The sequence below is a fragment of the Microcystis sp. M_QC_C_20170808_M3Col genome (genome assembly GCF_007095505.1).
GTDB lineage: Bacteria > Cyanobacteriota > Cyanobacteriia > Cyanobacteriales > Microcystaceae > Microcystis.
This window is the reverse complement of record NZ_SFBY01000313.1, coordinates 1-16,242: the sequence shown is the minus strand read 5'-3', so window position 1 is coordinate 16,242 and position 16,242 is coordinate 1. Positions and strand designations below refer to the sequence as shown.

The 16,242-nt window shown below is 42.8% G+C and carries 12 protein-coding genes and 1 pseudogene; 10 read left to right on the top strand and 3 right to left on the bottom strand.

Annotated features, from left to right (window positions below; all coding sequences use genetic code 11):
• The first annotated feature begins 542 nt into the window (after positions 1-542).
• Genes EWV84_RS14380 through EWV84_RS14370 form a run of 3 tightly spaced genes read left to right on the top strand, consistent with a single transcriptional unit; the run spans position 543 to position 2,885 of the window.
• Positions 543-1,136, top strand: coding sequence for an alpha/beta hydrolase (locus EWV84_RS14380; protein ID WP_323801800.1), 594 nt, complete (start codon positions 543-545; stop codon positions 1,134-1,136).
• A complete protein-coding gene (locus EWV84_RS14375) occupies positions 1,133-2,473 on the top strand; it encodes a 16S rRNA (cytosine(967)-C(5))-methyltransferase (RefSeq protein ID WP_287078534.1) in 1,341 nt (446 codons plus the stop codon). Before EWV84_RS14380 ends, EWV84_RS14375 begins: the two co-directional genes overlap by 4 nt.
• Position 2,474: 1 nt before the next feature.
• Positions 2,475-2,885 carry a tellurite resistance TerB family protein gene (locus EWV84_RS14370; RefSeq protein WP_286825365.1) on the top strand — a complete coding sequence of 137 codons (411 nt, stop codon included), beginning with the start codon at positions 2,475-2,477 and terminating at the stop codon, positions 2,883-2,885.
• 68 nt (positions 2,886-2,953) lie between these two features.
• Here EWV84_RS14370 and EWV84_RS14365 read toward each other — a convergent pair whose 3' ends face one another.
• Entirely contained in the window at positions 2,954-4,588 is a 1,635-nt protein-coding gene (locus tag EWV84_RS14365) for an alpha-D-glucose phosphate-specific phosphoglucomutase (RefSeq protein WP_287078533.1), read from the bottom strand.
• A gap of 53 nt (positions 4,589-4,641) precedes the next feature.
• Here EWV84_RS14365 and EWV84_RS14360 point away from each other — a divergent pair, with 53 nt between their 5' ends.
• On the top strand, positions 4,642-4,833 hold the full coding sequence (locus EWV84_RS14360) for a hypothetical protein (RefSeq protein ID WP_287078532.1): 192 nt from the start codon (positions 4,642-4,644) through the stop codon (positions 4,831-4,833).
• Between the two features lie 64 nt (positions 4,834-4,897).
• On the opposite strand, the gene pruA is transcribed toward EWV84_RS14360, so the two are convergent.
• Complete coding sequence (pruA, locus tag EWV84_RS14355; RefSeq protein WP_287078531.1) at positions 4,898-7,867, bottom strand: L-glutamate gamma-semialdehyde dehydrogenase; 2,970 nt, start codon at positions 7,865-7,867, stop codon at positions 4,898-4,900.
• A gap of 216 nt (positions 7,868-8,083) precedes the next feature.
• On the opposite strand from pruA, the gene EWV84_RS14350 reads away from it, so the two are divergent.
• Complete coding sequence (locus EWV84_RS14350; RefSeq protein ID WP_287078529.1) at positions 8,084-8,248, top strand: hypothetical protein; 165 nt, start codon at positions 8,084-8,086, stop codon at positions 8,246-8,248.
• Positions 8,249-8,505: 257 nt separating this feature from the next.
• Positions 8,506-9,690 (top strand): NAD(P)H-quinone oxidoreductase subunit H, encoded by a 1,185-nt coding sequence (locus EWV84_RS14345; RefSeq protein ID WP_287078528.1) that lies wholly within the window; start codon positions 8,506-8,508, stop codon positions 9,688-9,690.
• A 136-nt stretch (positions 9,691-9,826) separates the two neighbouring features.
• Here EWV84_RS14345 and EWV84_RS14340 read toward each other — a convergent pair whose 3' ends face one another.
• Complete coding sequence (locus EWV84_RS14340) at positions 9,827-9,991, bottom strand: hypothetical protein (protein ID WP_287078527.1); 165 nt, start codon at positions 9,989-9,991, stop codon at positions 9,827-9,829.
• 126 nt (positions 9,992-10,117) lie between these two features.
• On the opposite strand from EWV84_RS14340, the gene EWV84_RS14335 reads away from it, so the two are divergent.
• The 4 genes and pseudogenes from EWV84_RS14335 to EWV84_RS14320 all read left to right on the top strand — a co-directional run.
• On the top strand, positions 10,118-11,494 hold the full coding sequence (locus EWV84_RS14335; protein WP_287078525.1) for a hypothetical protein: 1,377 nt from the start codon (positions 10,118-10,120) through the stop codon (positions 11,492-11,494).
• Entirely contained in the window at positions 11,476-12,447 is a 972-nt protein-coding gene (locus tag EWV84_RS14330) for an AAA family ATPase (protein WP_287078524.1), read from the top strand. Before EWV84_RS14335 ends, EWV84_RS14330 begins: the two co-directional genes overlap by 19 nt.
• An 8-nt stretch (positions 12,448-12,455) precedes the next feature.
• Complete coding sequence (locus EWV84_RS14325; protein ID WP_287078523.1) at positions 12,456-15,413, top strand: formylglycine-generating enzyme family protein; 2,958 nt, start codon at positions 12,456-12,458, stop codon at positions 15,411-15,413.
• Positions 15,414-16,001: 588 nt separating this feature from the next.
• Positions 16,002-16,242, top strand: a pseudogene (locus EWV84_RS14320) (RNA-guided endonuclease TnpB family protein); the annotation flags it as partial.

Here is a 16,242-nt window from a genome sequence, read left to right as displayed (position 1 = left end):
GTAATATGGACGTTTACGACCAGCGATGCTAGGGTCAAGCTGAAACATCTTTATCCTGTGTTTGAGGAGGAGGAATCGGGAGAATCTATTGCACCAAATTAGCTGAAACAGTCCACTAGAATTAGCTATTTCTCAGCTTTTAGGATTCGTCATTTATTTCCCGATTTTAAAAAGGATTTTTTAAAGACTTTTTTTCATTTATTAATTGTCAAAATTGTTACATCAATACTCTTATAAGTAGTCGGACATAAATAAACAACACTATGTTAAAGAATGTAAAATAGGCGGTTTTCGCTGCTGCATACAGCCTTCTACCCTATTTACAAAACTTTATACAGCAGCGAAAACTTATGTCCGACTACTTACTACCGAATCACCATCCGCTATTTAACCGGAACGGTCGAACAGTGTTGATTACTGGTTACGAATCAGTGATCACTGAAAAGACTCCCCAACACCCATCTCACTGGCGGGAAAATCGCTATAGAATAGAGAAAAAAAAGAATTGCGAGGAAAAAACTCTGTCTTTTAACCCGATTGTCATTCCCCCTTCCCCGGAAAATCCCGCTCGCTATCTAGTGATCATGCTGCACGGTTGGGGTGCAGATGCCATGGATCTGGCCCCCCTTGCATCGATGCTGGATCTAGCTGATTGTCAATTTTTGTTTCCTAATGCTCCTTTTGATCATCCCCAAGTGCCGGGGGGACGCGCCTGGTATGCTTTAGAAACCTCCGATTATCAAGGTTTAGTCGCTAGTCGTCAACAGTTGCACGATTGGATTATTTCCCTAGAAGCAACTACCGGTATTCCCCTAGAGCGGACTTTTTTGACCGGTTTTTCCCAAGGGGGAGCGATGACGCTGGATGTGGGTTTATCTTTACCCTTGGCGGGATTGGGTTCCTTGAGTGGTTATCTGCACGGTGAACCCCATCCCCAAGGACCACAAAATGTCTTAATTGTTCATGGTAAGCAGGATACCGTCGTTCCTGTCGCCATAGCTCGTCAAGCCAGGGATTTACTGCTTGGTTTGGGGGTTAACGTTGAATATCATGAGTTAAATATGGGTCACGAAATCCCGATTCCGGCGCTGACTATTTTACGCCAATTCCTCCGCAATCGTCTAGAAACTGCATGAATAATGCTCGTCAGCTGGCTTTGCTGATTTTACGGGATATCGATCGCTCCTCGGCCTATCCCGATCGCGCTCTTGATCGCCATTTGTCCGCTAGTTCCTTAAATTGTCTTGACAAAGCCTTGACAACGGAGATTGTTTATGGTATAATGCGCCGACAAAGAACTCTGGATGGGCTGCTCGATCGCCTGGGGAAAAAAACCGCGGCCCAGCAACCCCCGGATTTACGGCGAATTCTCCATATTGGTCTTTATCAACTGCGTTATCTATCCCAGATTCCCCCATCAGCGGCGGTGAATACGGCGGTAGAATTAACTAAAATCAGTCATTTAGGCAAATTAGCGGCGGTGGTTAACGGAATGCTGCGGCAATATCTCCGTTTAACTGCTAATGGCGACGATCCTTTACTTTTACCGGAAAATACCGCTTCTAGATTGGGTATTCTCCACAGTTTCCCCGATTGGTTGGTGCAATTGTGGTTAGATCGCTTTAGTGTTGCGGAAACGGAACAACTTTGTCAATGGTTTAATCGCTCTCCTGACCTTGATATTCGGATTAATCCCCTGAAAACTAGCCTAGAAGCCCTAGAAAATGAGTTAGAATCAGCCAATATAACTTTTAATCATCTTAAGTTACCTCTAGCTTGCCGTTTAACCTCTGGTTTAGGCAATATTGAGCGTTTAGAGGGATTTCGAGCCGGAAATTACACCCTACAGGATATTAGCGCCCAATTAGTCACTTATCTACTCGATCCCCAGCCCGGAGAGACAATTATCGACGCTTGTGCGGCACCAGGGGGAAAAACCACTCATATCGCCGAATTAATGGGCGATCGGGGTAGAATATTAGCCTGTGATCAAACGGCATCCCGTTTACGACAGTTAGAAGCCAATATTAAAAGATTAGACTTAAAAGCGATCGAAGTACATCTAGGGGATAGTCGCGATCGTCCCCAGTGGTGCGGCATCGCCGATCGTGTACTAATCGATGCTCCCTGTTCAGGATTGGGAACCCTGCACAAGCGTCCTGATATACGTTGGCGACAAACACCCGAAAATTTACCTGTACTAGCTAAACGACAGGGGGAACTTTTAGCCTCGGCTGCCACTTGGGTAAAACCGAAGGGAATCTTAGTTTATGCCACCTGTACTTTAAATCCGTTAGAAAATGAAGGAGTGATCGAGCAGTTTTTAGCCGCTCATCCCGATTGGAAAATGGCCACTCCCGACTCTAATTCATCTTTCTCAGAATACTATACAGAAACGGGAGCGATCGAAGTGTTACCCCATCGACATAATCAAGACGGTTTTTTTATGGCTAAGTTAGTCAAGGAAGTGTGAAATGAAAAATAAACAATTACTGAAAATTCTCATCGGTGTTGCTTGGATTGATGGTGTGATTCAACCATCAGAAAGAAATTATTTACGACAGGTAGCTGTCAGGGAAAAACTTGATGATGATCCAGAGATTAAACCACTATTATCGGAACTGAAACCAGTTAAAACCAGTGAATGTTATCGATGGTTAGAGTCCTATTTAGGCGATAATCCTAGTCCAGAAATCTATCAAGATCTACTAGCATCGATTAGCACTTTAATCTATAGCGATGACGACGTGGACGTACAGGAAGCGAAATTATTAACTAAAGTTCAGAGTTTTGATCCGACTCATGATAGCCATCGATCGATGTTAGATAAATTAGTGACGGGAATTCAGAAATTGTACCACAAAGCAATTACTGAAAGTAATTAAGGAGGGGCTATCAGTGGTCAGCAGGTCAAAAAATTACCCGATAAAAACTGATAGCTGATCCCTAGATTTTAGGTAATAACCGTGGGTTGTTCCCGTCCAGTAGATTGACGAATTTGACCGATTTCTTCGGCTAAATCAATTAAGGGTTGTAGGGCCTTTTGGGTGTCGATATCGTGTTTACTCGCGTCCGGTTCATAACTTTCTAGATAAACCCGGAGAGTTGCTCCTTTAGTTCCCGTCCCCGATAGACGGAAAATAATCCGAGAACCATCAGTAAAACCAATGCGAATACCTTGATTTTTACTCACACTACCATCCACGGGATCCGTATAGCTAAAATCATCGGCATATTCCACTTCATAGTTACCAAATTGTTTACCCTTAAGGTCTAAAACCAACTTCTGGAGACGTGCCATCATCTCTTTTGCCGGTTCCAAGGCGACTTCTTCATAATCATGACGAGAATAGAAATTACGACCGAATTCTTGCCAATGACTGCGAACAATTTTCTCTACAGATTCCCCTTTAACTGCCAAAATATTTAACCAGAAAAGAACCGCCCATAAACCATCTTTTTCGCGAATATGATTGGAACCCGTGCCGAAACTTTCCTCCCCGCAAAGGGTTGCTTTCCCCGCATCCAGCAAATTACCGAAGAATTTCCAACCGGTGGGAGTTTCATAACAGTCAATTCCCAGTTTAGCCGCTACTCGATCGGCCGCCGCACTGGTGGGCATCGATCGCGCCACTCCCGTGATACCATTTTGATAGCCCGGTACTAGATGAGCGTTAGCAGTTAGTACAGCTAAACTATCACTGGGGGTGACAAAAAAATTCTGACCGAGGATCATATTGCGATCGCCATCTCCATCGGAAGCAGCCCCAAAATCCGGAGCCTCTTGACCAAAGAGAATTTCTACCAGATCATGGGCATAGACTAGGTTAGGATCGGGATGACCACCACCAAAATCCTCTAAGGGAATACCATTTAATACTGTACCCTTGGGCGCGCCTAAACGCTGTTCAAATAGAGCATAAGCGTAGGGACCCGTCACCGCATGGAGAGAATCCATGCACATTTTAAACTTACCAGAAGTGAGTAGGGCCTGAATGCGATCGAAATCAAAAATCTTTTCCATCATTTTGACGTAGGGAGTGACCGCATCGATCACTTCCACATCCATAGTTCCCAGTTTAAAGGAACTGGGGCGATCGAGGTTAATATCGGCCCCTGAGAGGATTTTATAACTGCTAATCACCTTAGTCTCGGCATAAATTGCATCGGTGATATTTTCCGGGGCCGGTCCGCCGTTAGTAATATTGTACTTAATGCCAAAATCCCCCTCTGGACCGCCGGGGTTATGACTAGCGGAGAGAACAATACCGCCAAAAGCGTTATTTTCGCGAATTAACCCAGAAATAGCGGGAGTAGAGACAATACCATCGGTTCCCACGAGGATTCTACCGATACCGTTAGCAGCGGCGATTTTCAGGATAGTTTGAATAGCTTGACGGTTATAATAACGACCATCTCCACCGACAACTAGGGTTTGACCCTCGATACCGTCTAAAGTATTGAAGATAGCTTGAATAAAATTTTCCAGATAATGGGGTTGTTGAAAAACAGGAACGGATTTTCGCAGTCCGGAAGTCCCCGGTTTCTGGTCACTAAAGGGTTTTGTGGCAATGGTTTCAATCGTCATAGTCTTTTCTTGATAAGCTGACGCAATTGTCAACTTAAGTATATAGCAGTAGGTTGACAGCCAAGAAATTGGGTAAGAAAGACAACAGTTGGGGAGTCCCCTGTCATAGTAAATCCTGTTTAAAAAGTCTAGGACAGTGGGGAGATGGGGGAGATGGGGGAGATGGGGGAGATGGGGGAGATGGGGAAGATGGGGAAGTTGTCTCATCACCCTATCACCCCAAAACCCTATCTCCTGTCTCCTGAATACTGACTCCTGACTCCTAACCCCACCAACAAACTTTTTCAGCAAACCCTAGCTATAAATCACCTAATCGGCCCCTTCAATCGGTGCAAATCCCTGACGTTGAATATTCTCGCTGATGTGACGAGGTTCGAGGAATTGCAAGAGATAATCCGGACCCCCTGCCTTGGAACCCACCCCCGACATCTTGAAACCCCCGAAGGGTTGACGGGAAACAATCGCGCCGGTGATTCCCCGGTTAATATAGAGGTTTCCCACTTCAAATTCCTGCATAGCTCGGTTAATATGGGCAGGAGTGCGAGAATATAAGCCACCAGTTAAAGCATAGTCGGTTCCGTTAGCCACAGCTAAAGCTTCCTCGAAATTGCTCACTTTGATAATCGCCACCACTGGACCAAAAATCTCCTCCATCGCTATTACCGCATCGGGGGGAACATTCTTAAAGACGGTGGGACTGACGAAATAACCCACTTCTGGAATTGGCATTTCTAGGGCCAATTCTGCCTCTTTTTTACCAGTTTCGATATATTCCCGAATTCTTGCTTGAGCTTTCTCGTCGATAACCGGTCCTACTTCCGTACTCGGTAAATCCGTCGGCCCGATATTGAGGGAGTTGGTAGCCTCGACAAAGCGATCAACAAAGCTATCATAGACGCTTTCCAGAACAATTATCCGCGAACAGGCGGAACATTTCTGGCCGGTGTAGCCAAAAGCGGACTTAACCGCACCGACAACGGCCTGATCTAAATCGGCACTCTCATCGACGATTAGGGCATTTTTGCCGCCCATTTCGGCGATAACTCGTTTTAGGTGTTTTTGACCCTTTTGCACGATAGAGGCATCTGTATAGATGCGACAGCCCACTTCTCGTGAACCGGTGAAGGCGATTAGGTGAACATCGGGATGGCTGACTAAATGCGCCCCCACTTGCGAACCTTTACCCGGGATATATTGGAAGACTCCAGCAGGAATACCCGCTTCTAGGAGAATCTCGGCAAATTTCGCCGTAATCACCGAAGAAGTCTCGGCTGGTTTCAATAGCGTGCAGTTACCTGCTACTAAAGCTGCTACTGTCATCCCCACTGCGATCGCTAGGGGGAAATTCCAGGGAGAAATCACTAAAGCAATACCCCGGGGTTGGTAGAAATAACGATTATTCTCGCCTGCTACGTCGAAATTATGCCCTAAATCCAGTCTTTCCATCTCGGAAGCATAATAACGGCAAAAATCGATCGCTTCTGACACTTCCGGATCCGCCTGTTGGATAACTTTGCCCACTTCTAAACAAATCCAGGCCGATAACTCGTGTCGTCGCGCTTCCATCAAATCTGCCGCTTTTCGCAGTATTTCGGCTCTTTTAGCCACTGGAGTGCGTTTCCAAGCGGGAAAAGCCTGTTTCGCCGCTATTATTGCTTTTTCTGCCTGTTCCACCTCAATTAAGCCCACTTTACCCACTATTTCCTGCGGGTTACAGGGATTAACGGAATTAATTTGAACATTGGTGGTGACGTATTCACCGTTAATTAGGGGTAAATAGGTCTTACCGAGGGAATTTTTGACAAAAGTAAGGGCTTGATTCGCTTTATTTCGCAATTGCTCGTTGGCATAATCTGTATCAGGGGCATTAGGAAAACCGGGGATAATCGGGTTATCATTGCCTAAAACCCGGGGGGCTGCGATTAAATCTTCCACGGGACGATCCTCCAAATTTTGCCGCAGGAAGGAACTATTAGCGGTATTTTCTAATAAACGGCGGATTAGGTAGGCCATACCGGGTAAGAGTTGTCCGTAGGGGGAATAAACCCGCACCCGATGACCCCGCTTCACTAACGCTTTGGCTAATTGGTCGCCCATGCCGTACAATACCTGCATTTCAAAGCGACGACGGGGAATTTCTAAACTTTCTGCGATCGCACAGGCTAAGGCTTGCGATCGCACGTTATGACTACCGATAGCAGCGGATAAATATTGATGATTTTCCAATAATAACCGCGTCATCCGTTCATAATTGGCATCGGTGGCCGATTTTTCGTTATATACCGGCTGTGACCAATGATTTTGGCGAGATTTAATCGTTTCCTGATCCCAGTAAGCGCCTTTGACTAGCCGGACAGTAACGGGATAACCGCGCTTTTTCGCCCAATTAATTAAATCTTGTAAATCTTGGGCAGAATCTCTTAAATATGCCTGTAGAGTGATGCCAATATCGGTACGACTGCGAAATTCTTCTTCTAGGAGTAATTCTTTCAGGATAGCCAGGGTGAGGTTTTTATAAACGTACTGTTCCATATCAAAATGGACTGCCACCCCTAACTCCTGAGCGCGTCGCAATAGTAGGCGAATGCGATCGCAAACTTTCTCTTTACTGCCAATCGGATCCATGGGATCAAACTGAGAATAAAAGGCAGTTAGCTTGACAGAAACCTGCACTTGTGGTAGTAATTCGCCGTCCGCTTGATCAATTTGGCTAACTTTATTCCATTTGGTTGCTTCTTGAGCCAAATGGGTCATTAAATCGAGATAACTTTGTAGATAAACTTGGGTTTCCGCTTCAGTAATTACCGCTTCACCGAGGAGATCTATGGTAAAAGCCATTTTTTCCTTCCGCAGACGGGTGACAGTGCGAGTAATTTGCTCTAGGTCTTCCCCGGCGATATACTTACGAGCTAAAGTTTCTACGGATTTACTGATCAGACTGGCGGCCGTTTGAGCGGGTAGGGAGTTAGGATCACTAAAGTTGAGGATATTTTTCAGCGCACTGGGCAGTTCTACGGAAGCATCACCGAGGTATTGTTGCAGATGATTAGCGATCTCGGCATTACTGCGTAAAGCGGGTAAACAGTCAATAAAACGGAATAATTGTACTCGTAAATTGGGGTTAGACATTGCCCAATCGAGTAATTTATCATCCCAACGCATTTGATCCTGTAAAGCAGACCAAAGACCTTTTTTTTCGCGAGTTTCGGCTAAAAGTTGTCTAGCGATCTCTTGGGTTTTGGTTTCGTAGTTTTGAGTTGAGTCGATTTGGATAACCACGGTGATTCAAGTAAAAAAATTATCAACGGGATTCAGCTTTCAGCAAGCTAAGGTCAGCCTTCAGCCTAAAATTCAGTTTTTGAGCTTTTTCGGCTGATTGCCGCTCTTAATGGCTCTTTTCTCTGGTCTATAACTCTTACCGAAGGACTAATCAAAGCTAATAACCGATCGCTTTTGCTGAACACTCTATTGTACTCGATCGAGTGGTGAAGTGGGGTGTGGGGTGTAGGGTGTGGGGAAGTGGGGAAGTGGGGAAATGGGGAAATGGGGAAATGGGGAAATGGGGAAGTGGGGAAATGGGGAAGTGGGGAAATGGGGAAGTGGGGAAATGGGGAAATGGGGAAATGGGGAAGTGGGGAAGTGGGGAAGTGGGAAGAATAAATAAAAATAATCTCCTGACTTGAAAGAGGGTGTAGGGTGTGGGGTGTGGGGTGTAGGGAAGGAAACCTCTTTCATCTTTGGGGGTGAAAATTTTTTCATCGGGACTGACTACTGATTACTGATTACTGATTACTGATCACTGATTACTGATTACTGATTACTGATCACTGATCACTGATACCCGATAGTCCTTGTGTATTGTCGAAGCGTTTACTTATAATAACTTTAAAAAGATTTTCGGGATCATCGGTAGCCCTATGGCAAAAATTGAAACGAGAACAGAACCCATGGTTTTAAACATGGGACCCCATCACCCTTCGATGCACGGAGTTTTGCGCTTAATCGTCACCCTTGACGGGGAAGACGTGATTGACTGTGAACCCGTAATCGGTTATCTTCATCGGGGCATGGAAAAAATTGCCGAAAATCGCACCAATGTCATGTACGTTCCCTACGTTAGTCGTTGGGATTACGCCGCAGGGATGTTTAATGAGGCAATTACGGTCAATGCTCCCGAAAAATTAGCCGATATCGCCGTTCCTAAACGAGCGCAATATATCCGGGTGATTATGTTGGAACTCAACCGCATCGCTAACCATTTACTCTGGTTAGGCCCCTTTATGGCGGATGTAGGCGCACAAACTCCCTTTTTCTACATTTTCCGAGAACGGGAGATGATTTATGACCTCTGGGAAGCTGCGACGGGAATGCGGTTAATTAATAACAATTATTTCCGCATTGGTGGCGTGGCGGTGGATTTACCCTACGGATGGGTGGATAAGTGCGCGGATTTCTGTGACTATTTTGAGCCAAAAGTGGACGAATACGAGAAATTAATCACTAATAACCCGATTTTCCGCCGTCGTATTGAAGGGATAGGCTGCATTACCAGAGACGAAGCGATTAACTGGGGTTTATCCGGTCCGATGTTGCGCGCTTCCGGGGTGAAATGGGATTTAAGAAAAGTTGACCATTACGAGTGTTACGACGATTTTGACTGGGAAGTGCATTGGGAAACCGCCGGCGATTGTTTTGCTCGTTATCTGGTGCGGATTCGGGAAATGCGCGAATCGGTGAAAATTATCCGGCAAGCACTGAAAGGTTTACCCGGTGGTCCCTACGAAAATCTGGAAGCGAAACGGATGGCAGAAGGGAAAAAATCAGCTTGGAATGATTTTGACTATCAATATATCGCCAAAAAAGTCGCCCCCACTTTTAAGATTCCTAAAGGTGAACATTATGTGCGTTTGGAAAGTGGTAAAGGGGAATTAGGTATCTTTATCGTCGGTAATGATGATGTTTTCCCTTGGCGTTGGAAAATTCGGGCCGCCGATTTTAATAATCTTCAAATTCTGCCTCATATCCTCAAAGGGGTAAAAGTTGCCGATATTATGGCGATTTTAGGCAGTATTGATATTATTATGGGGTCAGTCGATCGCTAAATCTCCCTCCTAGGGAGCAGGTAGGTTGATTCATGAATCAACCTACTAAGTAGGGAGGCACAATTATTTGTAGGATGGGTTAGCGGTAGCGTAACCCATGCGGGGGTTGGGTTTCATACTTCAACCCAACCTACGTTCATCTTATATTTAATTCCACCTCAACCTCATTGATAGGGGGAATCTCGCTTTGGGGAATCTTTAACTCCCCCACCTGAACACCCAAACTAGCCAAGGCAGTTAAAGTGGTGATGATGCGGCAAATCAAGTCAATGTCCGCTTTATGTTTTTGCCAGAAATTCATAGATTTTGCTCCTTTCGCCTTATGGCTTGTTTTTTGAGGACAAGTTGATTAAAATGCTTTAAGCAAATGCTGGCAAAAGGGGATCAAAAAGTGGATCAGATCGTAGGTTGACGTTTGACGAGATTTATGTTAAGGTCTGGCGAAATCAGATTATCGGATGAAGATGTAGAAACCCTTCGTAAGGCTAAAGATGCTTATCAGGGAAACTTTTCTTGTGCTTCAGAGAAAACAGAGCAAATATTAATAGAAGCAAGTCGATGGTTACTTGAGGCATTTCTCGAAGAATACCGTAGTCAAACAGAAACTTCCAGTTATACCATTCCATTAAATGTCTTGAAAGCTTGGATGACACCATCGCCACAATCCGGAACAACTAAAGAGGTTTTAGAACCAAATAAGAAGAAATTGTACTTACAAAATGAATCTGATTTTAAAAGATTTGAAAATCAGAAGAAAAGCGCATACATTACTCAAAATAAAATAAATAAACCCAGAATTGAAGATATTAATGATAATTTAATTCATTTAACCTTAGCAGATATTAATGATTTATTAGATTCGTCTATTTTAAAGGTAATTGGCATATCTACAGATAGTTTGCGGTTTTGTACTGAAAAAAAATATGGACTAGGAAAAAAAGGGCAAAAAACCTCTAAACAGTCTTATATTGTTCAAGCTTATTGTGAAGTATTAAAACTAGATTTTGACAGTTTACAATGTTGTCAACTTACTCAAAACCTAAAAAATCAACAAACAAATAATGAGAAGATTTATCGTGTTTTAACAGAATTTAATTACAATAATGTAGTAAAGTTTACTGGTTTAATAGCTGCTAAACCTTTACGAGAAGGCAGTATTTATATTCCCCCTTGTCCTCATCAATATCGTGTTTTGTGTTTGCGTCGTTTAGAAAAACAAATTTTTATCACTAATAATTTGCCCGTTAAAACCATTATTTTTAAGTTTCAAGGAGATGGTCAGGAAGAATGGGATAACTATAGTCTTCATGAACATTTTTTAGATAATTCTGGAGGAATTAAAAATTTAAAGGCTCATAATTTTTGTTTGATTTTTGAAGGAATTGATCATGCAGACTTTTGCCGTTTAAAGGACATTTATTCGTTTTGGCAAAACTTAATTACCAACGCTCGTAAAATATCAAATGGTCCCATTAAAGGCTTTTTATTAATGATTTGGTTAGATTATGGAAAAAGTAATGATTGGAGAGATAAGGACAAATTATCAGAATTAAGTCCTATTCACCGCTTACAGATTGACTCTCGCTTTGAACAACGGTCTTTTCAGGAAATTATTCCTACTTTTGCTCAACAACTTCAGTTGGGTTGTGACTTACAGGATGAAACCACAGAATTATTTGCAGATACCTTGCAGAAATTATGGGAAAATAGCAATCAAGGCAACATAGAAGACACACTGAAAGCTTTTTATCAACAATTTAAAGGACAATTATCGAGGGAAAATAGATGGCAAAACTATCCTTAACCTACACGGGAAAAATTCAACCCAAATCGGATCTTTATTATGAACCGATTCAACAAAAAATTTATCCCTATGACGCAGGTGATGAGTTAATAGAAGTTGTTAACTTGGCTATTGAATTGGGAATGCCTTTGTTACTAGAAGGTGAGCCTGGATGTGGCAAAAGTCGTCTAGCTCATGCCTTAGTTTATGAATTTAATTATCGCCAGGAAAATAATCCTATAAAATATTATGAGTGGACAGTTCAATCCACAAGTAAAGCGGAAGATAGTCTCTATCAATATGATTATATTGGCCGTTTACAAGCTGCTCAAATTAGCGGAATTTTAAGTCAAAAAGGAACAGGAGAATCTTCTTCTGAGCAAAAAAATCCAGCTATTTCAAAAGATTGGGTTGATTTACAAGCCTTGGGTAAAGCATTTAAACAAAGTCGAGATGAGGAAGAACAATCGGTAGTATTAATTGATGAAATAGATAAAGCAGATCGAGATTTTCCTAATGATTTACTTTTAGCCATTGAATCTCGTCGTTTTTTCATTAAAGAAACAAGAGATTTAATTCCAGCAAATGAGCAAGCTTTTCCTCTGATTATAATTACCAGTAATCAAGAAAAAAACTTACCCAATGCTTTTCTGAGACGTTGCATTTATCACTATATTGAGCTTCCCAACCAAGAAAGATTAAGAAAAATATTAACCGAACGGTTTACCGACGCTGAACAAGATGTTATCATCAAAGCAGTGGACCGTTTTCAGGAAGTGAGAACATCACAAGACGAGACTAAATCTGAAGGAGAAAAAAAAGTTAGCACAAGTGAATTAATAGCCTGGTTTAAATCGTTACTCAAGTACAAACCTGAAGAAATTATCGCCAAATTAAACCAGGACAAATTACCCCACGCTAGTATTTTACTAAAAAGCCGTACTGATTTACAAGATTATGGAACAAGAGGTTAAAAGAGCCAATGACATCCCCCCTACTTGACCTATTTTATCAACTCAGAAATGAAGAAGGATTTCCGCTGTCTATTGAACAATATTATCGGGTGGAAAATTACCTGATTCAAAAACTCGCCAATGATTCTGATATTGCTATTCAAGAGAATCCCAACTTAGAGAATCCTAAAATTAAACTTCTTTGTCAAGCTTTATGGGTTAAATCTCCAGAAGAAAAACAAAAGTTTGATCAGGCCTGGACAGAGATGCTACAATTCCAACCGGAAATAAATATAGAAATACCCAAAAAAACGCCTATTCGCCATCCAGAAGAATCGATTAGCAAAATAATAGACCCGATGGATGATAGGGAATCTCCCTCATTAGCATTTATTACCCCTTCTGGGGATGCACCTTTACCTCCTGAGACTCCATTTCCACAAATTGCCACAGCTATTGAAAAGCGAAAAAAAATCACCTCCCTAGATAATCCTGATTATTATCCTATTGGCATCGCTAAATTACAAGAAAGTTGGCAGCAACTGCGTCCATTACCCTTAGAAAGTCCTCGACAGACTTGGGATCTAAAAGCTACGGTGATTGCAACAGCTAAACAAGGTTTTTTTGACCAAATAATTTACCAAAAGAAACAACTTTATCGCCGAGAAATTATTATTTTTATTGATTGTTCTGACTCCATGATTCCCTTTGCGGGATTTGGACGAATAATGAAACAAACCTGGGAAAATGTTCCCCATTTTTACTTTGATAATCTGATTAGAGAGGAGGTTTTACGACAAGAAAATGGTTGGGAAAGTCAATCTTTAACCAAAGTTCTCTCTAACTATTCTCCTGAAGTAACCAGTTGTCTAATTCTTAGTGATGCGGGTGCTGCTAGAAAACGTTATGTAGAAAAGCGCTTGAGCGCAACAGAAACCCTTATCCGACGATTTAGCCGAAGATTTAGCCGAGTCGCATGGTTAAACCCCTTACCCTATCATCGATGGTATGGGACAACTGCGATCGATATTGCTGATTTAGCTGAAGATATACCCAATTTTTCCATGTTTGAACTAACCACAGAGGATTGGGAAAACTTGATAACATGGCTAAAAGAAGAACCTATCCCACCCCGTCATTTTCAATTTGATCTCGCTCAATTTCAACAAGGGGATAATTGGGATGACGATGAAGATTTTTTTAGCGCAGAAAGCTGTTTAAGATTATTTGAAAAAGAAAACGAACTAAACACCAGAGAACTAGCGAAAAGAGCCGCCTTTCCCCTTAGTTTATCCCCTAATTTACTTTATTATCTGCGTCAACATCAAGATAAAAATAATCAAGCTCCTTGGTATGTGATCGCTGATATTTTACTCTCCAGTTTAGTCCGCAAAATAGATCGAGAACTCTATGAAATGTCCCCCGATATTCGTAAACTACTATTAAAAAAATTAACCCCAGAGGAACTCAAATCTCTGGCCTATCAGTTACAAACCTATATTCAGGAACAAATCGGTGATCGTTGCTCAAAAACGGTTTATTGGCAAAATCAACAATGGTTAGCTCTTGCCTACCTAAAACCTAGTCAAGCGGTCAATGAAATCAAACAGTTACTAGCAGAAGCTATCAAAAATAATAACCGAGTGCGTCTTGTTAGATTGACAGCTTTATTAGAAAATATATCCGCTGCTTTAGCCGATTATGAACCCTTGTTATTGCTTAATGAACCGATTGCCGCCTATTCTAGAGGGGATTTAAGCCCGGAAGACGAAGGAACCCGACAAAAACATTTAATAGACAAAGTAGCCGATATTGTTCCCTACAATGAAAACCTTTTCCTTTTTACCGCAGAAACGGTATTGGTTAATGAAAAAGGCAAAGTTATCGAGAGGAAACCTGTTAAAGCCTATTTTTACGATGAAAACCTTGCAGAAGTTGGCAACCGGAAAGAAGCTCAAAACTATATCCCCATGATGTATATTCCCCAAGGAGAATTCACGATGGGAACGGAAGACGAGGAAATCGAAAGACTGGTGAAAAAATTTGGTTGGGAAGGATATAGAAGGGAAAGACCACAACACCTAGTCAAAGTCCCCGCTTTCTACATGAGTCAAACCCCGATTACCCAGGCCCAGTGGAGAGCAGTTGCCTCCCGTACCGACTTAAAAGTAGAAAAAGACCTTGACCCTGATCCCTCCTACTTTAAAGATCCCCCCAAACCCTCCTTAAAAAGCGAGGCTTCCGATTCCCCCCCTTTTGAAGGGGGGGCTAGGGGGGGATCGCCCACTTTAAAAGTAGAACGAAATCTTAACCCTGATCCCTCCTACTTTAAAGATCCCCCCAAACCCCCCTTAGAAAGGGAGGCTTCCGATTCCCCCCCTTTTGAAGGAGCTAGGGGGGGATCACCGACGCGCTGGGATAGACCCGTAGAAAAAGTCAACTGGTATGATGCCGTCGAATTTTGCGCGAGATTATCGAAATTGACAGGGAAAGAATACCGACTTCCCAGCGAAGCGGAGTGGGAATATGCCTGTCGTGCCGGGACAACCACCCCATTTCACTTTGGGGAAACCATTACCGGAGAATTGGCCAACTACAATGCTGGCTATACCTACGCTGACGAACCAAAGGGAGAATATCGAGGACAAACGACCCCCGTGGGACAGTTTCCCCCCAATGCCTTCGGGCTGTACGATATGCACGGCAATGTCTGGGAATGGTGTTTAGATCCGTGGCACGAGAATTATCAAGGTGAGCCGCCCAGAGACGGAAGCGTTTGGGACGAAGACAATAATGATAATCGTTATCAAAGCCTATTAATTAGTACAAAAGAACTCTTGACATATAAGCGATACCGTGTACTGCGCGGCGGTTCTTGGTACTTCAGCCCTTATCTCTGTCGTTCTGCCGTCCGCTCCGGGAGCAACCCCGTCAGCCACTACAACTACTTCGGTTTTCGGGTTGCGTGTGTCTCCCCAGGGCTTTGACTCTTTGCTCTTTTGCTCTCTTGACCTTTTACGGAATTTTTTTGAGCCAACTATAGTACAAGTGTATTAATCTAGGGGTTATACTAGGGTCTGCTGAAAAAGTTTTTCGGTGGTGGTAGGAGTCAGGAGTCAGGAGTCAGGAGTTAAGAAGGATAATGCAAGGTTTTTGAAAGTCCCAATCCTATTTTCTTGCACTAACATCGGACTTTAACAGGTCAAAAGCTTTATTTTAAAAGGGTTTTACCATTATTCAGCAAGCCCTATTTATTCCCTCTTTTGCGGTTCGGCTGTTGCCTGAGTGCCTCATCTCAACAAGCAATTTAAATGCGCGGGCAGCTTACCTTTCGAGAAAAAATTTTTTTGTACAGGGAGTCCTTAAAATAGAAAGGGGAACCCAAAACCAAGCTGCTGGTATTTTTCCTCTGGGCATGGTGGCGCAGTTTATCTCAAATGTCGGAGTCAAGATCCTCGCTTTTAGCGCGACGGGATGAAACCCCAGCCAATATAAAACAGCGAAGCACGACTAAAATCTTGACAATCTATGCTGTATAGGTTAAGATAAAATAGGTTGTTTGAGGTCGATAAGCAATGATTGTCTTAGAAATGAAAGCAGTGGTCAAACCAAGTCAGTGTTCTGCCATTGATGAGGCTATTCGTACAGTACAATTCATCCGTAATAAGGCTTTAAGGCTTTGGATGGATGCTAAGAAAGAAGACAAAATCGATAAATATTCTCTCAATAAATATTGTGCAGTTCTCGCCAAACAGTTCAAGTTTGTCGATACTCTAAATTCTACGGCTAGACAAGCATCTGCTGAACGAGCTTGGT